The organism is Flagellimonas eckloniae (assembly GCF_001413955.1).
Lineage (GTDB): Bacteria > Bacteroidota > Bacteroidia > Flavobacteriales > Flavobacteriaceae > Flagellimonas > Flagellimonas eckloniae.
The window spans coordinates 1,292,712-1,317,250 of sequence record NZ_LCTZ01000002.1; the positions used below are offsets into that span (position 1 = coordinate 1,292,712).

Genomic DNA, 24,539 nt, shown 5'->3' on the forward strand with positions numbered 1-24,539 from the left:
TTTTTATGTAAGTAAATCGAATTTTATTCGACAAGATTTGAAACACATATTCATGCGCACCACTATCATTTGTTTTTGTCTGACACTTGCTTTTAATGGGCTATTTTCCCAAGAAATGACACCTTCCAAGCTTTATGAAATTATAGAACAAGAGGCCGATACCGTCAAAACCAATGGTAACTCCTACCAGTTTTTATTTAATGAATCCATATTAATCTGTGTTTTTGACGAAAATGCGAATAGAATGCGAATCATATCCCCTATTGTTGAACGTGAAAAAATAGGTGAAGAAGAGTTATTGAATGCATTGGTGGCCAATTTTCACTCTGCATTGGATGTAAAGTATGCCTTAAGTGATGAGATTTTATGGTCAGTTTACACCCATCCACTAAAGGAACTTTCAGAAGCACAGGTTATTGACGCTATACAACAGGTATATGCTGCGGCAATTACTTTTGGAAGCAGCTATTCCAGTACCAACTTGGTTTTCCCCGGGAACACAAAAAAGATAGAAAAGCCAAAGCCTAAGATTTTAAAAAAGATTTAAAAACTATACTCTGGAATTTTGCCTTTTACCCCTTTATAGAATTTGTGGATTATTTTAAAATCGTCTTTCATTTCACCACTCGGATAAATGGCTTCAGAAATTTTGACTTGCTTCTTTCCAAAGTCAAAGGCAACAGCAACTATAGGAACTTGCGCCATTACTGCTATGTGATAGAATCCGGTTTTTAGTTCCGTTACCTTTTTTCGGGTACCCTCTGGTGCCAGAGCAAATCTAAAAATCCTTCTCTCTTTAAAAATATTCACTATGCTTTCAACTGTGTTAGAGCTTTTCGAACGGTCTATTGGTGCTCCGCCGGTCCATCTAAAAAACCATCCAAATGGTGGTTTAAAAAGACTCTTCTTCCCAATGTAATTGATTTCTTCATTGATGACTTTTCTAATCAATAAACCCAAAAAGAAATCCATCCAATGGGTGTGTGGCACTACAGCTACCACACATTTATCCACCTTGGGAAATGTACCAATGAGCTTCCATCCCAGTACTTTAAAATATAAAAACTCGGCTAGTCTACGCATGTATTTACATTTGCTAAGAGCAGTAGAAGGGTTCTGGATGTGTTAAATTCTCTGATAAATCCCTTTCAGACGTTCTGGGGTCATGATTTCTTTCCAATCTTTCCCCAAAGCATTTTCCCAAAGTGCTTCCATTCCCAAGGCCACATTGATTAAAATATCAAAATCATTTTCGGTAAGATCAGCACAAACACCTTTTGGTAATTGTATGTTATGTTTTTCCATCATTTTATGGAACACTTGCACGCCTTCTGGATAAAATTCTTCAAGATGCTGAAAAACAAGACAATTCCCTATTCCATGTTTTATCCCCAATAGATAGGAAAGGCCATAGCTCATTGCATGAGCAATTCCTACTTGGGAATAAGCAATGCTCATTCCACCATGCCATGAAGCCATCATTAATTTGTCCCTTGATTCGCTACTGGGAACATCTTCCAAGAACACTTCTTTGCAAAGTTCCAGAGCTTTCTCCCCATAACTTTGGCTAAAGGCATTTAAATATGTGCCTTTTAATGATTCTATACAATGGATGAAGCAATCCATCCCCGTATAAAACCACTGTTCTTTGGGAACACTTTTGGTTAAATCTGGATCTAAAACTACTTGATCGTATGTAGTAAAATCTGAATTGATCCCCAACTTCTTTTCCGGCCCCAACAAAACGGTGGTTCTAGAGACTTCCGCTCCAGTGCCACTTATGGTAGGAATTCCCACATGATATAATGATGGTTTACTCACTAAATCCCAACCTTGATAATCTTGGGCCAAACCATTGTTGTTTAGAAGAATGGCGACCGCCTTTGCTAAATCTAAAAGGGTTCCCCCTCCTATTCCGATGATTCCGGAAGGCAATTCTTCAAACTCTTCTTGTATTTTAGACACCAATGTATCTACCTGACCTGTTTTGGGTTCTTCATTGGCGGAAATAAAAAATACCTTGTCATTATACATTAAGGGCATGCACAGGGTAACTTCGTTCTTTTCGAAAAAATCATCCACCAAAAAGATAAAGGGAGCGTTGGAATTTCTTCTTTTGGGCATCAAAATATCCCCTAATTGAGCAAAACTACCTTGACCAAAAACAACCCTTGGTACCATTGGAAAGTTGCGGTACCCTGTCTTGTTGTCCAACCTTATTTCGTTTCTTTTCAAATCGTTTTCCGTCTTCATCAATTTTGCAAATACTTCAGGATATCTTCTAGTTTATTTAGTTTCAAATGATCGTTCATTTGTTCAGAATCAGCAATCATTTCATGGGCCCATGTTGTATGGAATGGCACATGTACTGCGCTTCCTCCAATATTCAATATAGGTAATACATCTGACTTTAAAGAATTTCCTATCATTAAAAACTCATCGACATTAACCTCTAAATGTTCCAACAAGTTGCTATAATTGCTTTCTTTTTTGTCACTGAGAACTTCGACATGGTGAAAATACTTTGAGATTCCAGACCTTTCAAGCTTGCGCTCTTGATCTAACAAATCTCCTTTGGTAAGCACAATTAACCTGTATTTATTTACCAACTGGCTTAGCACCTCTTCAACCCCATCCAATAACTCTACCGGGTGGGAAATCATTCTTTTTCCAAGATTCAAAATTTCAGAGATGGTTTCTTGGGATACTTTACCATTTGATAGATCTAGAGCTGATTCTATCATGGAAAGAACGAACCCCTTTATACCATAACCATAAAGTTCCAAGTTTTTCATCTCCATTTTAAACAACTCCTGGTCTACTTTATTTTTGGTTTCATAACCCTCCATTAATTCGGCAAAGCGTTCTTCTGTTTCCCTAAAATAGGTTTCGTTGACCCATAAGGTATCATCAGCATCAAAACCAATAACTTTAATATTTTCAAAATTTACTTCCATGCTTTTTTAGCTCGTTCTAAATCTTCTGGAGTATCAATTTCAATGCCAGTTACATGTGTTTCCACCATTTTTATTTTTTTCCCATACTCTAAAAATCGAATCGCCTCAATTTTTTCCTTTGCTTCCAATGGTAGCATTGGTAATCTTTGAAAATCAATCAAAGCCCTTTTTCTAAAGGCATAAATTCCTTTATGTTTATAATATGTTGCTTCAATAGTTTCATCCCTTGGATAAGGAATTGGTGATCGTGAAAAATACAACGCAAAATCATTGGTATCGACTATTACCTTAACTGTGTTGGGATTGGAAATTTCTTCCCAATCCGAGATCGGTGTCATTAAGGATGCCAAGTCTATTTCTTTTTTGGAATCCGTTTTGAATACCTCAATTACTTTTTTTAAACTTTCCGAATCAATAAATGGCTCATCTCCTTGCACATTGATTACAATATCAACATCCATTTCCACTACGGCCTCTGCAATTCTATCACTCCCGCTTTCATGCTCCTCCTTACTCATAAGCACTTGACCACCTACTTCTGAAATTGTATCAAAAATGATTTTGCTATCCGTTACAACATAGACTTCATCAAACAACCCGGTTTGTACTGCTGCCTCATAGGTACGCACAATTACTGGCTTTCCTTCCAAATCTTGCATCAGTTTAGCTGGAAATCTTGAGGCTTGGTACCTTGCCGGTATCATGGAAATTATCTTCACTCGTATTCTTTATATTGATGAAAATTACTTTTTCGGTCGCAACTTACGGTATATTATAAAAATAATCACCAAAATTAGTATCACTAGTACAATAGCTATTGACGGCGCCAAAATTGAAGCCGTTGAAACTGCTACTGCAGTTCCCGTTTCTACTGTTGTTACCAATGGATTTGCAATCCCTCCTGTTGTGGCTGTAGAGGTTAATCTTCCCGCGGCATTGGCTCCTTTTATAGCAGTAGCCGTACCTCCTCCGGCAATAATTGCCAAAGACCAGGTAATCACCGGATCTAAGTTAGCAACTGTTGATACCATTACAGCGGTACCTGCAATGGCGGCCAATGGGACAGATATGCCATCAAGTGCATTATCTAACCAAGGAATAAAATAGGCAAAGATCTCTACAAATGTGGCAACACCAAGAGTAATCACTGCAGCCATACTACCGATCCATTCCCAACTTTCATTTAACTCCCAAATACCTAAATAAGCGGCTAAACTAAGGGCAAAAAGTGGTAAGAACACTCTAAAGCCGACCGAAGCCGCTAAGCCTATGCCTAAAAATATACTTATAATCGTATCTGGTGACATTTCCATGGTTCGGACTAAAATAGGATATTCTTAGTCAAGAAAAAAATCGTCCTTAAAACCTATTAAAAATAGTTTTTGCTTTGCACGTGTAACAGCTGTATATAACCATCTTAGATAATCCTTATCCACTCCATTGGGCAAATAAGGTTGCTCCACGAATACGTTTTCCCATTGTCCCCCTTGAGATTTATGACAGGTAATCGCATAAGAGAATTTTACTTGGAGTGCATTAAAAAACTTGTTGTTTTTTACGCCTAAAAACTTTTTGTACTTAGATTTTTCATGCCCGTAGTCCTTTAAAACCTCTTGATACAATCTATTCCCCTCTTCATACGAAAGTGAGGGTGTCTCCGCATTTATGGTGTCCAACAAAAGAACTGTTTCAAACGGTCTTTGATTAGGGTAATCAACCATTTTAACCTTTACCTCTGCAAATGAAAACCCATACAGCTCTTTGATAGAGAACAATTCCAATATTTCAATGATGTCGCCATTGGCAATAAAACCAGCTTCAGAATTGGGTCGTAGCCAAAAGTAATTGTTCTTTACCACCATCATATAATCACCTACGGCCAGCTCATTGTCTAAAAAAAGAATTCGTTCCCTAATGTTTTTATTGTAGAGATTTGCCCGTTTATTGGAACGCACAATAATTGCCGTTTCCTCTTTTCCATTTTGACTGTATGATGAATCAATGGCTTCTTGTATTTCACTTCCATCGATTAGCCTCGTAATGTCCTTGAAAGTTGATACTTCAAACTTAAATTCATCAAAAAAATGCGATTGTAGTTGCTCTCTTAAATTGGTAGCATTGTATAAAATTCCTGAATCGCTTGTTTGGCGCATTACTTCATCCAACTCCAAACACGCTACTTCTTTATTGTAGTTCAATGAAAGGCGTTGCTCTTCCAAGGCAGGACTTAAATCTAATTTTACTGGTGGTAATTGTGCCGTATCGCCTATTAAAAGTAATTTACAATTGTGCCCTGAATAGACATAGAACATTAAGTCATCCAATAATGAACCATTCTCAAAAAGTTTGGAATCTGCCGGTATATCAGGAATCATTGAAGCTTCATCGACAATAAAAAGGGTGTTCCTATGTTTATTTGGAGCCAACACAAATTGAATACCCCCTCCCGTCTGCTTTTTAGGAAAATATATTTTTTTATGAATGGTAAATGCCTTGTTCCCTGAATAAACTGACATAACTTTTGCGGCCCTACCTGTAGGAGCCATTAGCACAGCACTCATTTTGACTTTCCAAAGGCTACTTACAATGGTTCCAACAATTGTTGTTTTACCAGTACCTGCGAATCCTTTTAAGAGGAAAACTTCTTCCTGTTTTCCATTCAAAATAAAATCCGAAAGCTTTTCCATGGCCAAACCCTGTTTAATGGTTGGGTCATGTGGAAATTTTTCAGTTAAAATTGTTAAAAATCCAGATGGCGTAGGGTCATTCATGAGCTTCTAAAGATAGCATGGTTTTTTAAAGCAAAAAGTTTCGTGATTAAAAAAAAATTGTAGATTTGTCAGTAACCGCTAAATTAATTCAGAAAGACAATATTAGTATGTTAAACTTAATCCTTATCGTTTTAGTTATATGCCTATTGACCTTGGGCCTTGTATTCTTAATTGATAGATTTTTACCGCAAAAAGTAAAACCAGTTCTTATCATAGTTTTTGGACTTTTAAGTATTTTCTTGGGTTATAAAATTTATCAATCCATTAATGCTCCTATCGAATTTAATAAAGTTCGCAAGGAAAGATTTTCACAAGTAATCGCGAAGCTTAAAGATATTAGAGACTCTCAAGAAGCTTATAAAACCGTAAATGGTAGGTTCGCAAAAGACTTTAACAGTTTGATTAAATTTGTTGATACAGGAAGTTACACTATTACCCAACAACGGGATTCTTCTTTCATGAGATTTGACAAGGTGTATCAAATTGAACTTCAAAAAGATACCGTCATCATCGATACTCTAGGATTTGAAAAAGTAAGAGATTCTATTTTTAAAGGTGATGACCGTTATAAAACCATGATGGAAGTTCCCTATGCCCAAGGAGGTGAGAAATTTGAGATGAAGGCCGATATTATTGATAAACAAGGCTACAAAGCACCTGTGTTTGAAGCTAAAATAAAGAAGAATGTTGTTCTTTATGATCAGCCGGCCGATTTATTGGCAAGAGAAAATGCACATCAAAGTGTTGAAGAAGTTAATGGCACAGAGATTAAAGTTGGCTCACTTACCGATGTAAGTACAAATGGTAACTGGCCTCCCATCTATGACAGAAAAAGCAACTAATATAACGAAGTCCAATCCAGAAAGTGATTTCAAAAAATTGTCCATTCAAGTTGGCTTGAATGGACTTTCTTTTTGTGTACTCGATACTATTTCCAATAAAATTCTGGCTTTTGAAAAAATAACTTTCAAAACTTCATCAACACCCTATCTGGTATTGAAAGAGCTGAAAGCCGTTCTCAATGAAAAGAGCATAACAGGCACAAATTTTTCAGAAGTTGTTGTTATTCACAAGAACAACTTGTTCAGTTTGGTTCCCAAAACACTTTTTAGTGAAAAAGAACTACCCAACTATCTTAAGTTCAATTCAAAAATAATGGCTAACGACCATATCGTTTTTGATGAGATATCGAACCATGATATTGTAAATGTCTACATTCCATTCACTAATGTGAACAATTACATCTTTGATCTCTTTGGTGAATTTGTTTTCAAACATAGTGGTACGGTATTGGCCACAACCCTATTGAATCAAAATAGAAATTCCGGAGAGCCCGTATGCTATGTTCAAGTTTCTGAAAAAGAAATGGAGATTGTGATCGTCTCAGAAAAAAAATTACTCTTCTACAATTATTTTGAATTCAAGACAAGTGAAGATTTTCTTTACTATTTGTTGTTCAGCATGGAACAGTTACAGCTAAATCTTGAAAATGTACAATTAAAACTTTTTGGACTTGTAGAAGAAGGAGATCCAATTTATGAGTTATGCTATAAATACATTAAAAATGTCTCCGTTTTTATGCCTTCCAATTCTACTTTTCCACTGGAACAACTACAAGGAAAAGAAATTGATTTTACGGTGTTAAACTCCCTGTAATGCGCATAATCTCTGGAAGGTATAAGGGCAAAAGACTTACTGCACCAAAAAAACTCCCTGTGCGGCCCACAACGGATATTGCCAAAGAAGGGCTTTTTAACATCTTGAACAACCGATTTTATTTTGATGAGCTTAGAATATTGGATCTCTTTTCCGGTACCGGAAATATAAGTTTCGAATTTGCATCAAGAGGAGCCCAAGGTATCATTGTCGTTGATAGCTTTTACGGTTGTATCCAATATATCCTAAAAACCGCCAAAGAGCTTGACTTTCCAATTTCAGGGATTAAATCTGATGTTTTCAAGTTTTTGGAAAGAACCAAGGAAAAAGGGAATGTTATTTTTGCCGACCCTCCGTACAGTTTTAAAGACGACCAATTTTCTAAAATTGCTGATTTGGTTTTTGAAAAGGAACTGTTATTGGAAAACGGAGTTTTAATTATAGAACATTCCAATCAAACAGAACTATCCAACCATCCAAACTTCACAGAAAGTAGAAAATATGGTGGAAGCGTGTTTAGTTTTTTTGAGAAATAAAAAAAGCAGGCCATAAGCCGGATTCTGTCTGGCCCTATCATTTATCTAGACTTTCAGTTACCCAAAAGTTCCAACCGCCTACCCTCCAATTTGGGCGTGCAGCCCTCAAACATTGGTTTACATGACGTTTCACCGCATAGAGTTTACCTGATTTCACTACAGCCTAACTGTACTTGCTTTCTGTTGCACTGGTCCTCACCTTTCGGCGGACGGGCGTTACCCGCTATGCTGCACTTTGGTGTCCGGACTTTCCTCTTCAATTCCAATTAATTGAAATTGCAGCGATAAGGCGGCCTGCTATCAGCAAAGGTAAAGCAATTGTTAATAAAAAATGGCTTACTACACAAAGGATAAGCGGCTTTGCCCGTTCCTATTTTTATATTTGTAGTAATGCAAATTTTTTCCTGATTTGGAACCCTTCGTAGTATCAGCTAGAAAATATCGCCCCCAGACATTTAAAGATGTTGTGGGCCAGCAGGCCATTACCAATACGTTGCAAAATGCTATTGACAATGATCACTTGGCTCAAGCACTTTTGTTTTGTGGTCCTAGAGGCGTGGGTAAAACAACCTGCGCCAGAATTTTGGCAAAAAAAATAAACGAAGATGGCACAGAACAGGAAGATGAAGATTTTGCATTTAATATTTTTGAGTTGGATGCGGCTTCCAATAATTCTGTGGATGATATTAGAAGCCTTATAGACCAAGTTCGTATTCCTCCCCAAGTTGGAAAATATAAGGTGTACATTATAGATGAGGTACACATGCTCTCCCAATCTGCCTTTAATGCTTTTTTAAAGACCTTGGAAGAACCACCCAAACATGCTATTTTCATTCTTGCTACTACGGAGAAGCATAAAATAATCCCAACCATTCTTTCACGATGTCAAATTTTTGATTTTAAACGAATTACGGTCAAGGATGCTGCGGAATATTTAAAACATATTGCAAGGCAACAAGGTGTGGAGGCTGAAGAAAGTGCTTTACATATTATTGCACAAAAAGCTGATGGGGCCATGCGAGATGCACTCTCCATTTTTGATAGAGTTGTTAGTTTTTCAGGAAAACAATTGACCAGAAAAGCGGTTACCGAAAATCTGAATGTTCTGGATTATGATACATATTTTACAACTACAGATTTAATTCTTGAAAACAATATCCCCAATTTGTTGGTCCTTTTCAATGAAACGCTGTCCCTTGGTTTTGATGGACATCATTTTATTTCTGGTTTAGCATCTCATTTTAGAGATTTAATGGTGTGCCAACATCAAGAAACTATCGCCCTACTTGAAGTAGGAGACGATGTGAAACAGCAGTACAAGCAACAGGCGGAAAGAGCACAAAAAGAGTTTTTGTTACAGGCTCTAGAAATAGCCAACGATTGTGACCTAAAGTATAAAACGAGCAGAAATCAGCGCTTGCTCGTAGAACTTACCTTAATGAAATTAGCCTCTATCACTTTTGATGGAGAAAAAAAAAAGCTTGATTTCATAATTCCCGCCTCTTTTTTCACAAAAAAAATAACAGGCAATAAAACTGCAGTATCGGATAACCTTACCAATATAAAACAAGAAGAAGTCCCTGCGATTCCAGACACACAGGCTGTAGAAGAAGCTCCTCAAGTGTCCGAACCAGTTGAGCAGCCAATACCTATCAAAAAAATTAAACTTAAAACTCCTGAAAATAGAGTTTCTGGACTTTCACTTTCCAGTATTAAGGCGAAGAAAGCCCATGAAAATGTAAAATCACCTCCTGTTGCTCATGAAGAACTACCTAAAGAAGCATTTACCGAAGCGGAGATGCAAGAATATTGGACCGAATTTGTGCAACACTTAGAAGACAAGGGTAGAAAAATCTTGGCAAGTAATCTACAGACGGATATTCCAAAATTGAAAAATGAAAACACCATTTGGATTGAACTCCCAAATGATACCATGAAAAAAGAAGTGGAGCGGGAACAAAGTTTAATGTTGGACCATTTAAAACAGAAGCTAAATAATTATTCCCTTTCGCTGCATATTACTGTCAATGAAATTGTTGCCAAAAAATTTGCATTTACTCCTGAAGAAAAGTATCAAAAATTAAAAGAGAAAAATCCAGCTATTGATCTTCTACGGAAAGAATTTGATTTAGACTTTTGATTTTCTTTTCAATAACAACCTTAATGCATATACCAGCATTACACATGCAACAATGGCAAGACCCAATGCTTCTCTTCCTCTCTCTATATTTACAATATCGCCTTCTCCAATGGTTACTCCTTCAAATTTTTCAGGCCAAGTTTGAAAAGCCATAAAACCATAGAAAAGTAACAGTACAAAAACCCATAAAAACTTTAATCTATCTACAGCGAACAAAATTGAAATAAACGCTGCAACTCCATAATACACATACCATTTTAATGCATCTGGGTCATTATATTGGACTATTGCAGCATATACAAAAAGGGCTGCAAACACAATTCCGAAAATTTTAAAAAACAGTTTCATAATGGGCTATTGTTTTATTAATTCTTTCAAAATAACAAAAACTTCTGTATCCTTAATCTGATTTTTATCAGGATATTGATTGTTATTGGTGATTAAGATTGGGTAATCATCCTCATCTTCAGGAATCCTCCCATGCGATCCTTTGACCAATTCAGCATTTAATGGAATAACATCCATTACAGTTCTAAAACCAAGTTTCTTTTTAAGTAATTTCCAAAGCACTTTTACCATTACCAATTTATCCTTGGGGTCAGTAAACATTTCAACAGGGTCATAACCCGGTTTTTTATGAATATCCACCATCCTTGCAAAATCAGGCGCCTTGGCATCATCCAGCCAATAATAATAGGTAAACCATGAGTTTTTATCCGCAACTACAACCAAATCGCCACATCTATCATGATTTAGATGGTAGTCCATTAGTTCGGTTCCACAGATGACTTTTTCTACACCTTCCTGATTTTGTAGCAGTAGTTGAACATCTTTTAGAACAGATTTATCATTCAAATATATATGTGCTATCTGGTGGTCGGCAACGGCAAATGCAGTACTTGCCCCAGAATCCAATAATTCCAGACCTCTTTCCTCTCTAATGGCCAAATATCCCCCTTTGCGCAATACTCGGTTTAAATGTATTGGGTTATCTACATTGGTAATACCATATTCAGATAACAAAACAACTGTGCAGTTTTTTTGCTCGTAATAGGTAACCAAATCCTTTACAACGGTATCAATTTCATTTAAATCTGTTGAAATCTTTGCAAAGTCCAATCCATGGCGTTGCAAGTTGTAATCTAAGTGCGGTAGATAAATTAATGTAAGCGTAGGGTCGTGCAGTTCATCTGTTTTTATGGAAGCGTCTGCAATCCATTTACTTGATTTTATTGATGTTTTTGGACCCCAGAATTGAAATAATGGAAAAGTGCCCAATTCTTCCTGAAGTGTATCCCGCAATTTGACAGGGTGCGAATAAATATCAGGTATTTTCCTTCCATCTGCCAAATAGTTAGGCCTTGGTGTTACGCTAAAATCTGCTGTTGAATACATATTGTACCACCAAAACATATTGGCACATGTAAATGTTTCATCCTCTTTTTTTAGATGTTCCCAAAGCTTTTCTTCTTGAACCAATTTATTGGATTGTTTCCAAAATTTAACCTCGCATTCATTCTTAAAATACCATCCATTTCCCACTATTCCATGTTGGAAGGGGTATTTACCTGTTAAATAGGTTGCTTGTGCACTGCAGGTAACTGCAGGTAATGCAGGTTCAATTAAACTCATTGAACCTTTTTCCTGAAAAGATTTGATAAAGGGTGTGTGTTCTCCAATCAACCTCTTGGTTAGTCCAACCACATTGATTACAACAGTTTTTTTCATTCTAAAGTTTTGCTTTTAACCATTCCATTTCTCTAACTATAGAACTTGCTAGTTCTTTTTTGAGGTTGATAGGCAATACTTCCCAAGTATATGTTTCAATTTCCAAATGATCACATACCTTGTTGTTTTTTAAAAATTTGACCACTTTTAGGATTTGGTCTTGGGTAGAGGATAATCCATCAAATTTTTCCAAAAATATTGGCACATGAAAATGCGCTCTCAATTCGGAAAAGGACTTCTTTTCCTTCAAAAGTTCTGGTAAATCTGAATATGTTTTTACTCCTGTTTCTGTTTTTTCAGTAATCTGATGCAGATATGTGGGTTCGTCAAATTGTTTCAAAGATTTCCATATTAAATCAGTATCGCCATCATTAAAAAGAATCTTTAGGGCTGAGCTTACTTGTATTTTGCCCACTTTAATTCCATTGGATTCAAATTTGTGGAAAGTCTCTTCCGGTTCTTCGTAAGCCAGTGAAAAATGGCAGACGTCGTAACAAACAGTCAAATATTTTTTAATACAATTTTCAGCTTCAATCTGGCTAAACCCAAGTTCACTTTTTAACTGTGGGCAACCTATTGGTAGAAGATAATTATGGAAGAAGTCCACCACTTCATCACTATTTTCCAAAAGACCATCGGGTTCTGGTTCAATGTCCAAGTGCATGTATTTTCCCGTTTCTTTCTCTATCTGAAAAAGTTGGGTGGCAATTTGCACCATGTTTTTGGCTCCTTCAACCAGTGCTTTCTTTTTTAACGCATCGGTTTTATGCCAATACTTATAGCTTATAGGAGATGTTGATATTCCGCCGGAAATACCTTTGGGCAATAAATAGGCCAATTGTTTAAACAATCTTTTGGTATAGTTTACCCTCTCTATTTGTGTCCAATCTGGCGCATGGACCATATCTTTAACTCTTTCACCATGAAAATTCCCATAGGGAAATCCATTCATTGTGTAAACATACACTCCTTGGTCATCTAACCAATTTTTAAAACTTTCCAAGCTCTTTTCAAAACCAAGTTCCTCACTTGCTTTATTGGATAAACGCAGGCCTAACCCAAAATTCTCATTGGGAGCCACTTCTTTTTTTATTAGTGGGACATATTTTTCAAGATTATCAAAAGTAATCTTCCAATTTTCACCGGGATGTATATTGGTGCAGTAGGTAAGATGGTAATAATCTGAAATCAACATACTAGCAAGATAATTCTTCTTTGCCAATAGAACGAAGCGCAATTGACGCACGCATTTTTTCCATATCTATAGTATGCACATCATGTTTTACTCCTATTTTAGAAATAAGGGTAATAGTAAGTTCTCCTCCAAGGTGTTCTCGAAATTCTTGAATCCCTTTTAATAGTTCTTCTACTTTGGAATGATTGTTAATTGGAATTTTAAGATCAAAACCTATTTCCTCCAATACATTTAGTATGGTATTTAGGGTATCCATGCTAATTAAACCAATCATCTGTGCATAGGTTACGTCCAAAGCAATTCCCATTGCTACGGCTTCACCATGACGAAGGTCATAATTTGTTATCTGCTCCAATTTATGTGCAGCCCAATGTCCAAAATCCAATGGTCTTGACGAACCGCTTTCAAAAGGATCTCCACCTTGTGCAATATGCTGCATGTGCATTTCAGCACATTTATAGATTACATGGGCCATTGGTTCTTTCTCCCTATTTGCAAGTGCCTTGGTATGCTTTTTTATATATTCAAAGAACACCTCATCCTTAATCAAAGCTACCTTTATTGCTTCAGCAATTCCAGAAATCCAATCCCTTTGATCTAGGGTTTTCAAGAAATTAAAATCATTGATAATTGCAAATGGTGGTGCAAAAGTGCCCAAGAAATTTTTCTTGTCAAATTCATTGATTCCATTCTTTACCCCCACTGCTGCATCGTTCTGTGAAAGTACGGTTGTAGGAATTCTAATTAGTTTCACACCCCTATGCGCTATTGCCGCTGCATATCCTACCATATCTATTAAAGCTCCACCTCCTATTGCCGCCACAAACGAATGTCTACATATAGCATTATCATTAATACCAGCGACAATTTTTTTTACGTTTGAGTAATTATTTTTACTTGCTTCGCCACCCTTAACTACTAAAATTTGCATTAGCTGAATCTCGGAGACGTTTTGACTACAATACGATTCTATTTCTTCTACAATCTTTGGATGCGCGTTAGCGACCTCATCATCAATAATAAAAATGATTTTTGTGGATTCACCATCTTTATAATCCTTAATTATATTCAGAAACAATTCATTATCTAAAGCAAAAAGATGCTCTGTAAAATGGAGTTTGTACTCGTATTTTACTGAAAATGCTTGAGATATTGGTGGTAGTGACTTCATTATACGACTAAGTAACGGCAAAAATCTTCGAAAGAAAAATTGATAGTGGTAATAGTAATAGCAACAATACACCTGTCTGCCAATTTGAATATGCCGCTGCAATAGTGGCATCTAAAACTATTATTCCCAGAACCCCAGAAATTACCGCTCCTTTTATATTTTTTGGCGTATTATTAAGGTAGGCCTTAACCAAAGGAAAAAGTACCATTATTGCGAAAATTATTAAAAAAGGTAGGTATTTACCCATTGATTTTAAATTGATGATATGGAAATACATAACGAGAAAAAGTACAATTGTATATAACAAACCAGCGAAAACGATGTTTTTTTTGTTACTTCCATGAACCTCCCCCCTGCTGACAAGTGTTATTGCGGCAATGAAAATAATAGGAATTATCAAATATTCTAAGTGCATTAGAGTCCCCAGAATTGAAATTCCCAGCAATAAATTTAACCCTCTGCAAATACCCATATTTAATGGCCCTATAATGTTGTGCTTCTTTGAAAAAGCATCGTATGCAAGTATAGATCCGGCCAAAACAAATGATATAAGACCGCTAAGAGAGTTTACTGATAAGGCAGCCATAATACCAAAAAACAAAAGGACAGCTCCGAATACAGCTGCTTTTTTTAAGGGTATCACGCCACTAGGAATTGGACGTTCAGGTCGCTCCACTGCATCAAGTTTAGCATCAAAAACATCATTCAGCACCACCCCTCCTGCATATAAAAACACTGAAGAAAAAATAAGGAGAACAGGTTCATGGATATTTATACTATAATTAGAGACAAATATCCCCGCCAATGCTATTCCTGCAATAATATCAGCAGCAGCTGTTGGTAAATTTGGTAGTCTACATAATTGTAAATAGCCTTTTACTGTAGCATTCATCAAACGATTTTATCGTTATCAACCTTTGGTTCTTGTCCTCTTAATACGCTATTGTCATTAAAAAGTTGTCTTTGGTCTACTCCTTTCGAGCCATTCCAATGCTCCGCTTTCATCTTTCCCGACTTACCAAAAACATCCAATGCATTCTGATAGCATGTTTTTACAACATCTTCTTTTGCCACTCCACTTCTAATCATTAAAGAAGCTGTTTTAGGCACCGCAAGCGGATCACTTACGCCCCAATCAGCAGAACTATCCACAATAATGTTAGTACTTCCAAAGCGTTTTACGACCTCAACCATGCGTTCATTTCCCATTTTTGTTTTTGGATAAATGGTAAATGCAGCTATAAACCCTCTATCCAAAACTTCTTGGACAGTCTCCTCGTTATTGTGGTCTATTACTACCATACTTGGATCTAGACCGTGCTCAAGGCAAACTTCCATGCTTTTTATGGTTCCAGCCTTTTTATCCCTATGTGGTGTATGTACTTGCACTAGCATTTCAAATTCTTTCGCCAATTCCAATTGCTGTCTAAAGTACTTGTCTTCCGCCGGAGTTTGATCATCGTAACCAATCTCTCCCACTGCAACTACATTCTCTTTGTGCAGGTACAAGGGTAACAAATCCATTACTTGTTCAGCCAAAGCTTCATTATTGGCTTCTTTTGAGTTTAAACCAATGGTACAGTAGTGCTTTATTCCAAATTGACTCGCCCTAAAAGGTTCCCAACCTACTAGACTGCTAAAATAGTCTTGAAATGATCCTACTTGCGTTCTAGGCTGTCCCATCCAAAATGATGGCTCAATGACTGCAACTACCCCCGCTTGGGCCATAGCTTCATAATCATCTGTTGTGCGAGATGACATATGCACATGGGGGTCTATAAATTGTAATTTTTCTTCCATAGTTAATCTTTAAAATTATCCCAAGTTATTGATCCATTTTCCACTTGGTTTTTTAAATCTGGATATTTTTTTAAAAGTTCAATGGCTTCATTCATATTAGATTGATAGCAACACAACGCGGCAGCTTTATTCTCTTGGATGTTTTTACTCGTAAACAGTCTATCCATATCATTAAGCAAATCATCGTTCAAAAATTTCGAAACCGGACGCCAAATTTCTGGGTCTATTTCCCTTGAAGCAGCCCAACGTTCATGGGCATAATCTGAAATAATGCGCACAAGTTGTTGATTAGCTCTTTTGTCAGTATCCAAAATGGAACCCAAGTCACGCTGCATAAAAGCCGCTTTTAAATACATTTGGTTCCATTGCTGTTCATTAAAAAACAAAGAAGGATAGGGATTATTTAGAGAAATAGCATCAAAAATTACCGTTATGTTGGTCCGTAACGCTTCAACAGCACTGAATTGATAATCCTTAGCGTTGGGCAATAAAACCAAAAACTTAAGAAACGTCTCTAATTCACCTGTATCCGCTATTTGTATTAGATTGGAAACCTTATCCTTAAAAAACTCTTTATCGCTTTCAAGCACCTTAACTAAAAGATGAATTCTTCCGAGTTCTAAAACATTGGCATTCTTTAAGCGTAAATAATCAGAAAGGCTTGTATTGACATCATTTGGAAAACCTAATGGTGTAGTAGCCAATTTTGAACCGCATAAACTATATGCTAAATAAAAAGTTCTGACCGATTTATCAGCCAAGACTGAACTAAGCTTACCCATGTACCAACCCATAGAGGTTGCATCCATGTTCTGCTCTAAAATGCGAAATAAATCGTCACTTGAAAAATTATACAGCATCAATACTGTTGAATTATTGAGGACACAGGGGACGTCCTAAATTTATATACAAAGATAACTATCATCTTTTCTAAATAGTATACATATCTAGGAATACTTATATCTTTATGACCTGAAAAATTCATAAAAAAACAAATGCTCGGCTTAAAACTTCCTACAGATCCAAGATGGGTAAACATTGTTGAAAAAAACATTGAAGAAATTCTTACGGATCATGCGTATTGCGAACAGAAAGCGGCCAGCATGGCCATTTCTTTGATTATAGGATTTCCAGAAAAATCTGAACTGGTAAAAGAAATGACCGCTTTGGCTCGAGAGGAAATGGGTCATTTTAATATGGTTCATGATAAGATTGTCAAAAGAGGTTGGGTGTTGGGGCGTGAACGTAAGGATGAATACGTTCTTGAATTAATGAAATTCTTTCCAAAAGGCGGTAGCAGGGAAACCCATCTAGTTCATAAACTTCTGTATGCGGCAATGATCGAAGCAAGAAGTTGTGAACGGTTTAGGTTACTCTCAGAAGAAATGAATGACCTTGGGTTAGCTGAGTTTTATCGTAATCTTATGGTAAGCGAAGCAAACCATTATACCATGTTCCTCAAATTTGCCAGAAAATATGGTGAGAGAGATGTAGTTGATGAAAAATGGCAACAATTATTGGATTTTGAGGCCACAATAATGCAAAAATTAGGTAAAAAGGAGACTATACACGGTTAGCAGCCCTATTGGTAGTAAAGTGTTTTTATCATACCATCGGCCAAACCAATCTTGGGGACATGTATCTTCTTGGCCCCACTCCATTTTGCTGCTGATAAAAATATTTTTGCAGCCGGTATTATTACATCTGCCCTATCTTGATTCAATCCCAGTTCAGAAATTCGATCATCGTATTCCATGCTGTTCAAAAAATGATATTGGGCATTAAGCCAAATAAAAGATAGAGGTTGTCCAACTTTTCTACCTGACATTTTATGGAGTTTGTTTATGTTTCCGCCTGAACCTATTATCTCAACCTTGTCTTCTTTATTAAAATGCGATTCAATCCATTTTTTTATTTCAGCCCAAACAGAATCCTTGACCAAATCGTTCAAAATTCTTACCGTACCTATTTTAAAGGATTTTGAGGCCAAAAGCTTTCCCTCTTTAAAAACAGTGAATTCCGTACTTCCTCCGCCAACATCCACATACAAATAAGATTTGTCCTTTTTTATGAGGTCCTTCAAATCTGTTGAGGCTATAATAGATGCTTCTCTCTTCCCATCAATTATATCGATTTTAATACCGGAATCCTTGAATACCTGCTCTACCAACTCTTGCCCATTGTTAGCTTCACGTAATGCAGAAGTTGCGCAGGCCATATATTTCTCCACACCATATACTTGCATCAATAAATCAAAAGATTTCATTGCCTTCGTCAGCCGTTCTAGATTCCTTTCGGTGATTTCCCCAGAAATGAAAGAATCTTCCCCTAAACGTATGGGAACTCTTATCAATTCACTTTTTTTAAAAGTTGTTGGTTTATCTTTTTGCTCTATTACGTTGTTTATAAGCAATCTAATTGCATTAGATCCAATGTCAATTGCAGCAAATTTTCGTATTATCAATTTAGAAATATTAGGATTCTAGTTTCTTTTGATAGTAATCATACAGTTCAAATTGAGACCTTAACTCCGATTCATCAGCTTTTATGCTTCGATATGCGTTGTCCTGTTTTTCTGAAAAAATTCGAGCCTTTAAATTGTCCCTCCAAGAAATATTAAATGTATCCAACAACTCTTGCTTTATATCCTCATCATAAATTGGACACCCAACTTCTACCCTAAAATCAAGATTTCTGGTCATCCAATCCGCGGATGATATATAAATTTTTGGGTCTCCCTGATTTCCAAAAATGAATAACCTAGGGTGCTCTAAAAACTTATCCACTATACTAATTGCCTCAATATTTTCGCTCATTCCCTCAACCCCTGGAATTAAACAGCAAACCCCTCTAATAATCAACTGAACCTTTACGCCAGCCTTGCTCGCCTCATATAATTTATCTACCATCTTATACGATGTAAGGCTGTTCATTTTAATCTTGATGTAGGCTTCCTTTCCAACAATGGCATTTGCTATCTCGTTATCAATAAGTTTTATAAATGTTGATTTGGTATAATGTGGAGATACTATTAGGTGTTTGTATTTGTTTATTTTATAGTTGGTTTCGAAAAATTCGAAAACTTTATTCATCTCTTTTAAAATGCCCTCGTGGGCTGTGAACAAGGTATAATCTGTATAAATTTTAGCAGTAGATTCATTGAAGTTTCCTGTGCTGATAAAACCATATCTTTTAATTCCTTCAGCCTCTTCGCGTTCCACCAAACAAATCTTACTGTGCACCTTGAGCCCAGGGACTCCAAAAATCAAGTTGATACCTTCTGCTTGTAATTGATTAGCATACTCAATATTCGCTTGTTCATCAAAACGGGCCTGTAATTCTATCTGTACGGTTACTTGTTTACCATTTTTCACAGCGTTTATTAATGCTGAAGCTATTTGGCTATCGTTGGCAAGCCGATACACTGTAATTTTTATGGCACGCACTTTTGGATCTAAGGCGGCTTCCCTTAAAAACTTGGTAACATATGTGAAGGTATGGTAAGGTGTGTAGATCAAATAATCCTTTAGGGCAATCTTATCCAAAAGACTTCCCTTCATACTCAGGCCCTTAACAGGAAGTGGTTCAATTTTTTGATACATCAAATCCTGTCTTCCCAAACTTGGAAAGCCCATATAATCCCTTCTATTATGGTACCTGCCTCCCGGAATGACACTATCGGTATCAATAATGTTCATTTTTTCCTTAAGAAACTGCAAGGTATCCTTATCTATGTGTTTGTCATAGACAAAGCGAACTGGATCACTAATTTTTCTATGTTCTACGCTTGAAGAGATTTTCTCTATAAAGCTTTTGGTAAGGTCATTGTCAATGTCCAATTCAGCATCACGGGTAATTTTTATCATATGGGCTGTAATGGATTCAAACTCAAACATGGTGAACACACTATCCAAACAAAACCGGATAAGGTCATCTAAAATGATGATGTAATTTTTTTCTCCTTGTTTGGGAAGCTCAATAAATCGGTCAATGCCTTTGGGTATTTCAATTAGGGCATATCTATTGTTTCCATAGGTTCCAAGTGCTTCGTCGTTCTTCATTACCATTTTTACTGCCAAGTAAGCAGCTGTGTCCTTTAACAATGGAAATTCTGTTAGGTCGTTTAAGATAATGGTCATCAACTCTTGGTTGACTTTTTTGAAGAAGTACTCCCTTATAAACTCGGCTTGACTTTCATCAACCTCACTTTCATCTATAATAAAAATGTTCTCCGTTTTAAGTTCTTCTTCAATGCTATTTAGGATCTCAAGACTTCTGGCTTGTTGTGCAATTACAATCTTTGTGATTTCTTCCAACAGGTCTTGGGCCCTTTCACCCCCTAAAACACTTTTACCTTTTTTACCAGCATCCACTATACGTTTTACAGTGGCATATCTAACCTTAAAAAATTCATCTAGGTTGTTACTGAAAATTCCCAAAAACCTGAGACGATCTATCAACGGTACTTTTTTGTCCGCGCTCTCCTGAAGCACCCTCGCATTAAAGTGTAACCAACTGATTTCTCTATTTATATATTCGTTCTTTACTTTGACCATTTACTGCTTTAAGTGTTTTGGGAAAATAACTTGCTCCGTAGCCCCTTTTGAAATTCCAGACCATTCTGCGACATCAAATTTAATCTGTACAAGTCCGGAAGTGGGAACATTTTCAATATACTGATCTCCCCAAGAATTTGCAAGGGAAGTGTACGCATAATTATGACCGAAAATCATTACAGTATTCAATTTGTTATCTAAACTTTCAACAAAACTTTGTACACTTTGTCCTGAAAAATCATAAAGAGCCTCATTAACTTGAAAATCATTCAAACTAAAACCTAGGTTACGCATAAAAATCATGCTGGTATGTAGAGCGCGGTTTGCAGGACTGGAATATGCGAAATCTATAACACAGTTTTCATTTTTAAATCTCTCAGCTACTAAATGAGCATCGTTGATTCCCCGTTCTTTGAGGGGTCTATCTTTATCCGATACCTCGTAATCCCATGAGGATTTTCCATGTCTTACCAAGACAATTGTTTTCATTTTTATCTTTTTTATCATCCATCAAGTACTTAAAAATGGATTTGATAGTGAATTTCAGTACAAAAATTTAGGGTTGTAAGCGTTCTATCTTCCAATTTAGGTCTTCCTGCAAAGTATATCTAATCCTATCATGAAGACGATTTGGGCGCCCTTGCCAAAACTCCATTGCAATGGGTCTCACTAAATATCCTCCCCATTGTTCTGGTCTTTCAATCTCTTTCCCCTGATGTTTCTTTTCCAACGCAATCAATTTGGCTTCCAGTAGCTCTCTTGATTCTATTACTTCACTTTGGTTGGAAACTATGGCACCTAGCTGACTTCCAACAGGTCTGGATTCAAAATAGCCATCTGATAGATTTTCTGCCAATTTCTCCGCTTGGCCTTTTATGATAACTTGACGTTCCAGATTTGGCCAAAAAAATGATAGGCAAACCGATGGGTTCTCTTTGATGGCTTTGCCTTTTTCGCTCTGGTAATTGGTATAAAAAATGAATCCTTCATGAGTGTAACGCTTCATTAAAACAACCCTATTTTTTGGGTATCCGTCCAAACCAATGGTTGAGACCGTCATTGCATTGGGCTCCTCCAATCCATCAGTAGCTTCCACCTCATAAAACCACTTTTGAAATTGCTCAAAAGGGTTTTCCTTAATGGAGTTTTCCATTAGTTCACTCTTTTCGTATGATTTTCGATAGCTACTTAAATCTTTTTGCATAATCCACAAATAGGAATACACAAATTTCAGCAAAAGAAAGGAGATTAAAAAAGGTTGACGCTCTTTGTTTTACTAACTTAAAAGCTAAATATCAAAGGATTTACCGTCATCCGCCAATTCTACATGAGGAAATACTTGCAACGCTTCCTCTTTAAACAGGTCAATGGACTTATATCTTGTAGAATAGTGTCCCAGAATGAGGTTCCCTGCACTGGCCTTTAAAGCAATTTGAGCAGCTTGTTTGGCCGTGGCATGCTTTGTTTTTTGGCAAAGACCGGAATCTTTTTCCAAAAAAGTGGACTCATGATATAATGTGTTTACGTTCTTAATTAAGGGTAAGATAGCTTCCTTATAGGCCGTATCACTACAAAAAGCATAGCTTTTTGGTTCTGGCGGGTCTAGAGTCAATGCTATATTAGAAATTACTTTTCCATTTTCAGAAATACCGTCCGCCCCATTCTTGATTTTATGATATTGACTTCTGTCTATTTTAAGTTTCTCGGTGGCATCAACATCCAATGTTCTAGGAAGCGGCTTTTCCTCAAACAAAAAACCATTGGTATAGACTCTGTGATCTAAAGGGATTGTGCGCACACTAACTTGTTCGTCTTCAAAAATAAGCTCTGATTCTTTGGAATTCAGTTCATGGAAAATTAAAGGATAATTGGTCCAGGAATCTCCCAATTTTAAAAGCAACGTAACGGCTTCCTTTATTCCTTTTGGGCCGTAAATATGCATTTCCGTTTCCCTTCCTAGCAGTCTAAATGTTGAAATCAAACCAGGCAATCCAAAAAAATGGTCCCCGTGCAGGTGGGATATGAAAATATGTTTGATTCTGGAAAACTTTATTTTACATTTTCTGAGTTGTACCTGAGTTCCTTCACCACAATCAATTAAAAACAAATGATTCCTCACTTGAAGAACTTGTGAGGTTGGGTTTGTGAATGTTCTAGGGGTAGCGGAATAGCATCCAAGAATAGTTAATTTCATATTCCCAAGTCCCGTTCTATTTCTTCCATTTCAATAAGGTCTCTGGCTTCCTGTAGAGTTGGCACAACGCTAATTTTGTCCGTTATTTCATTGAAAGAAACCTTATTGGTAACCAAAACAAAGGATTTGTTGGCATTTTTATGGGTATTGGAGATTTCCAAGAACTCCAAAATATCCCCCGAAGTTAATTTGCTAAAAGAAAATAAGTTTACAACAATGTTGTCATGCTTTAATTTAGGATAGGCCTTCTCCAAATTCTCCAAGAATGTGGCAATTGAGATTTTTTCTTGAAAAACCATTGTTGTTGTACCTTCTTTATTAAAAACCATCTTATTTTATTTTTGCCGCTAATAAATAGATTACTGCCATGCGAATGGCCACCCCGTTCTCAACCTGCTCCAATATAATGGATTGATTGGAATCTGCAACATCACTTGTAATTTCTACCCCTCTATTTATTGGTCCAGGATGCATGATTACAATTTGCTTGTTCAAGCTGTTCAATAGCTTTTTGGTTACCCCAAATTGTTGGGTATACTCTCGTGTTGAAGGGAAATAACTAATATCCATTCGCTCGTTTTGCACACGTAGCATATTTGCTACATCACACCATTCCAAAGCCTTTCTTAAGTCAGTTTCAACCTTCACTCCTAGCGACTCAATATGCTTGGGAAGTAATGTTCTTGGTCCACATACTTTCACATTAGCTCCTTGTAATTTTAAAGCAAAGATATTGGAGAGTGCTACTCGGGAATGTAAAATATCACCAACTATCACAATGTTTTTACCTCCAACATCTCCAAGCTTTTCTCTTATGGAATAGGTGTCCAACAATGCCTGGGTTGGATGTTCATGGGCTCCGTCTCCAGCATTTATTATGGACGCATCCACATGTTTTGAGAGAAATATTCCTGCTCCTGGGTTTGGATGGCGCATCACCACCATATCCACTTTCATAGAAAGAATGTTGTTTACGGTATCTATGAGTGTCTCCCCCTTTTTAACGGATGACTGCGAAGCAGAGAAATTAATGACATCTGCTGACAGTCGTTTCTCAGCCAATTCAAAAGAGAGTTTTGTGCGCGTACTGTTTTCAAAGAAAATATTCGCTATTGTTATATCCCTAAGTGTAGGTACTTTTTTAATAGAACGATTAATGACTTCTTTAAAATGGTCTGCTGTTTCAAAAATGAGGTCGATATCCTTTTTGTTCAGATACTTAATTCCTAGTAAGTGATTTACACTTAATTCACTCATTTTAATTTATTTGCTTACTAAATACACAATATCTTTTCCGTCATTTTCCTCCCACATCACCTTTACTTTTTCTTCATTTATAGCATCTACCTGCCTCCCCCTATAATTCGGTTGGATTGGTAAATGTCTACTAAACCTTCTATCGATTAAGGTTAACAATTCAATATCAGATGGTCTTCCAAAGGATTGAATTGCCGTTAAAGCAGCTCGTATGCTTCTTCCAGTGTACAGCACATCATCAATAAAAACCACATTTCTGTCCTCTACCAAAAAATCTATTTTGGTCGTATTGGCTTCCAAGGTTTTTTCACCTCGCCTAAAATCGTCCCTATAGAAGGTTATATCCAAGGAGCCAAGGTCTATGTTCTTTACTTTATACTCTTCTTTCAGGATTTTTGTCAATCGTTCTGCTAGAAAAATACCTCTAGGCTGGAGTCCTATAAGTGCGGTATTCGTGAAGTCTAGGTGGTTTTCTAAAAGTTGACAAGCCAACCGGTGCAGTATTATGTTGATTTCTTTTGAAGTAAGAAGTACTTTTTCACTCATTTGCTATGCGACCGACTCATTTGTATGCAAAA

At 36.7% G+C, this 24,539-nt stretch carries 27 protein-coding genes and 1 other RNA gene; 6 read left to right on the top strand and 22 right to left on the bottom strand.

Annotated features, from left to right (window positions below; genetic code table 11):
• Window positions 1-52: 52 nt before the first annotated feature.
• On the top strand, window positions 53-547 hold the full coding sequence (locus AAY42_RS05530; protein ID WP_055393153.1) for a hypothetical protein: 495 nt from the start codon (window positions 53-55) through the stop codon (window positions 545-547).
• Here AAY42_RS05530 and AAY42_RS05535 read toward each other — a convergent pair.
• From AAY42_RS05535 to AAY42_RS05560, 6 genes are read right to left on the bottom strand one after another with little or no spacing between them, the layout of a single operon-like run.
• Window positions 544-1,083, bottom strand: coding sequence for a 1-acyl-sn-glycerol-3-phosphate acyltransferase (locus AAY42_RS05535; protein ID WP_055393155.1), 540 nt, complete (start codon window positions 1,081-1,083; stop codon window positions 544-546). The two genes, AAY42_RS05530 and AAY42_RS05535, sit on opposite strands and share 4 nt — an antisense overlap.
• Window positions 1,084-1,125: 42 nt before the next feature.
• Window positions 1,126-2,253 carry an iron-containing alcohol dehydrogenase family protein gene (locus AAY42_RS05540; RefSeq protein ID WP_055393157.1) on the bottom strand — a complete coding sequence of 376 codons (1,128 nt, stop codon included), beginning with the start codon at window positions 2,251-2,253 and terminating at the stop codon, window positions 1,126-1,128.
• On the bottom strand, window positions 2,253-2,957 hold the full coding sequence (locus tag AAY42_RS05545) for an HAD family hydrolase (RefSeq protein WP_055393159.1): 705 nt from the start codon (window positions 2,955-2,957) through the stop codon (window positions 2,253-2,255). The genes AAY42_RS05540 and AAY42_RS05545 overlap by 1 nt, the downstream gene beginning before the upstream one ends.
• Window positions 2,948-3,661: a 3-deoxy-manno-octulosonate cytidylyltransferase gene (gene kdsB / locus AAY42_RS05550; protein WP_175288791.1), complete on the bottom strand. Its 714-nt coding sequence runs from the start codon at window positions 3,659-3,661 to the stop codon at window positions 2,948-2,950. Before kdsB ends, AAY42_RS05545 begins: the two co-directional genes overlap by 10 nt.
• A 39-nt stretch (window positions 3,662-3,700) precedes the next feature.
• Window positions 3,701-4,264: a DUF4126 domain-containing protein gene (locus AAY42_RS05555; RefSeq protein ID WP_055397736.1), complete on the bottom strand. Its 564-nt coding sequence runs from the start codon at window positions 4,262-4,264 to the stop codon at window positions 3,701-3,703.
• 30 nt (window positions 4,265-4,294) lie between these two features.
• A complete protein-coding gene (locus tag AAY42_RS05560) occupies window positions 4,295-5,728 on the bottom strand; it encodes an ATP-dependent DNA helicase (protein WP_055393163.1) in 1,434 nt (477 codons plus the stop codon).
• A 107-nt stretch (window positions 5,729-5,835) separates the two neighbouring features.
• Here AAY42_RS05560 and AAY42_RS05565 point away from each other — a divergent pair, with 107 nt between their 5' ends.
• The 3 genes from AAY42_RS05565 to AAY42_RS05575 are packed head-to-tail and all read left to right on the top strand — an operon-like array spanning window position 5,836 to window position 7,920.
• Window positions 5,836-6,570, top strand: coding sequence for a hypothetical protein (locus AAY42_RS05565; protein ID WP_082433332.1), 735 nt, complete (start codon window positions 5,836-5,838; stop codon window positions 6,568-6,570).
• Entirely contained in the window at window positions 6,551-7,384 is an 834-nt protein-coding gene (locus AAY42_RS05570; protein ID WP_082433333.1) for a DUF3822 family protein, read from the top strand. The genes AAY42_RS05565 and AAY42_RS05570 overlap by 20 nt, the downstream gene beginning before the upstream one ends.
• Window positions 7,384-7,920 (top strand): RsmD family RNA methyltransferase, encoded by a 537-nt coding sequence (locus tag AAY42_RS05575; protein ID WP_055393167.1) that lies wholly within the window; start codon window positions 7,384-7,386, stop codon window positions 7,918-7,920. Before AAY42_RS05570 ends, AAY42_RS05575 begins: the two co-directional genes overlap by 1 nt.
• On the opposite strand, the gene rnpB is transcribed toward AAY42_RS05575, so the two are convergent.
• Window positions 7,919-8,221: RNase P RNA component class A (gene rnpB / locus AAY42_RS17855), an RNA gene on the bottom strand. The two genes, AAY42_RS05575 and rnpB, sit on opposite strands and share 2 nt — an antisense overlap.
• 108 nt (window positions 8,222-8,329) lie before the next feature.
• On the opposite strand from rnpB, the gene AAY42_RS05580 reads away from it, so the two are divergent.
• Window positions 8,330-10,060, top strand: a complete 1,731-nt coding sequence (locus tag AAY42_RS05580; RefSeq protein WP_055393169.1) for a DNA polymerase III subunit gamma/tau — start codon at window positions 8,330-8,332, stop codon at window positions 10,058-10,060.
• Here the strand turns inward: AAY42_RS05580 and AAY42_RS05585 are convergent.
• Genes AAY42_RS05585 through AAY42_RS05615 form a run of 7 tightly spaced genes read right to left on the bottom strand, consistent with a single transcriptional unit; the run spans window position 10,049 to window position 16,814 of the window.
• Complete coding sequence (locus tag AAY42_RS05585) at window positions 10,049-10,408, bottom strand: transmembrane 220 family protein (RefSeq protein WP_055393171.1); 360 nt, start codon at window positions 10,406-10,408, stop codon at window positions 10,049-10,051. The genes AAY42_RS05580 and AAY42_RS05585 overlap by 12 nt on opposite strands.
• 6 nt (window positions 10,409-10,414) lie before the next feature.
• A complete protein-coding gene (locus AAY42_RS05590; protein ID WP_055393173.1) occupies window positions 10,415-11,788 on the bottom strand; it encodes an alkaline phosphatase family protein in 1,374 nt (457 codons plus the stop codon).
• Window position 11,789: 1 nt separating this feature from the next.
• A complete protein-coding gene (gene eboE / locus AAY42_RS05595) occupies window positions 11,790-13,010 on the bottom strand; it encodes a metabolite traffic protein EboE (RefSeq protein ID WP_245625595.1) in 1,221 nt (406 codons plus the stop codon).
• Window positions 12,985-14,154, bottom strand: coding sequence for a 3-dehydroquinate synthase (locus AAY42_RS05600; protein WP_055393177.1), 1,170 nt, complete (start codon window positions 14,152-14,154; stop codon window positions 12,985-12,987). Before AAY42_RS05600 ends, eboE begins: the two co-directional genes overlap by 26 nt.
• 7 nt (window positions 14,155-14,161) lie before the next feature.
• Window positions 14,162-15,046 carry a UbiA-like protein EboC gene (gene eboC, locus AAY42_RS05605; protein WP_055393179.1) on the bottom strand — a complete coding sequence of 295 codons (885 nt, stop codon included), beginning with the start codon at window positions 15,044-15,046 and terminating at the stop codon, window positions 14,162-14,164.
• Entirely contained in the window at window positions 15,046-15,954 is a 909-nt protein-coding gene (locus AAY42_RS05610) for a TatD family hydrolase (protein WP_082433334.1), read from the bottom strand. Before AAY42_RS05610 ends, eboC begins: the two co-directional genes overlap by 1 nt.
• 2 nt (window positions 15,955-15,956) lie before the next feature.
• On the bottom strand, window positions 15,957-16,814 hold the full coding sequence (locus AAY42_RS05615) for an EboA domain-containing protein (protein WP_055393181.1): 858 nt from the start codon (window positions 16,812-16,814) through the stop codon (window positions 15,957-15,959).
• Window positions 16,815-16,949: 135 nt separating this feature from the next.
• Between AAY42_RS05615 and AAY42_RS05620 the strand changes: the two genes are divergently transcribed.
• Window positions 16,950-17,531: a MiaE family protein gene (locus AAY42_RS05620; RefSeq protein ID WP_055393183.1), complete on the top strand. Its 582-nt coding sequence runs from the start codon at window positions 16,950-16,952 to the stop codon at window positions 17,529-17,531.
• 5 nt (window positions 17,532-17,536) lie between these two features.
• Here the strand turns inward: AAY42_RS05620 and AAY42_RS05625 are convergent, their stop codons facing one another.
• The 8 genes from AAY42_RS05625 to pyrR all read right to left on the bottom strand — a co-directional run bounded on the left by AAY42_RS05625 (window position 17,537) and on the right by pyrR (window position 24,507).
• Window positions 17,537-18,418 (bottom strand): Ppx/GppA phosphatase family protein, encoded by an 882-nt coding sequence (locus tag AAY42_RS05625; protein ID WP_055393185.1) that lies wholly within the window; start codon window positions 18,416-18,418, stop codon window positions 17,537-17,539.
• 10 nt (window positions 18,419-18,428) lie between these two features.
• A complete protein-coding gene (ppk1, locus tag AAY42_RS05630; RefSeq protein ID WP_055393187.1) occupies window positions 18,429-20,510 on the bottom strand; it encodes a polyphosphate kinase 1 in 2,082 nt (693 codons plus the stop codon).
• Entirely contained in the window at window positions 20,511-20,999 is a 489-nt protein-coding gene (locus AAY42_RS05635; RefSeq protein WP_055397739.1) for a SixA phosphatase family protein, read from the bottom strand. It lies immediately after the preceding gene.
• A gap of 67 nt (window positions 21,000-21,066) precedes the next feature.
• Entirely contained in the window at window positions 21,067-21,714 is a 648-nt protein-coding gene (pdxH, locus tag AAY42_RS05640) for a pyridoxamine 5'-phosphate oxidase (protein ID WP_055393189.1), read from the bottom strand.
• 84 nt (window positions 21,715-21,798) lie between these two features.
• On the bottom strand, window positions 21,799-22,704 hold the full coding sequence (locus AAY42_RS05645; protein ID WP_055393191.1) for a ribonuclease Z: 906 nt from the start codon (window positions 22,702-22,704) through the stop codon (window positions 21,799-21,801).
• The gene (locus AAY42_RS05650) at window positions 22,701-23,033 is read right to left on the bottom strand and encodes a hypothetical protein (protein ID WP_055393193.1); all 333 of its coding nucleotides are present in this window, start codon (window positions 23,031-23,033) and stop codon (window positions 22,701-22,703) included. The genes AAY42_RS05645 and AAY42_RS05650 overlap by 4 nt, the downstream gene beginning before the upstream one ends.
• Before the next feature lies 1 nt (window position 23,034).
• The gene (locus tag AAY42_RS05655) at window positions 23,035-23,961 is read right to left on the bottom strand and encodes an aspartate carbamoyltransferase catalytic subunit (RefSeq protein WP_055393195.1); all 927 of its coding nucleotides are present in this window, start codon (window positions 23,959-23,961) and stop codon (window positions 23,035-23,037) included.
• Between the two features lie 6 nt (window positions 23,962-23,967).
• Window positions 23,968-24,507, bottom strand: coding sequence for a bifunctional pyr operon transcriptional regulator/uracil phosphoribosyltransferase PyrR (gene pyrR / locus AAY42_RS05660; RefSeq protein WP_055393197.1), 540 nt, complete (start codon window positions 24,505-24,507; stop codon window positions 23,968-23,970).
• Between the last annotated feature and the right edge of the window lie 32 nt (window positions 24,508-24,539).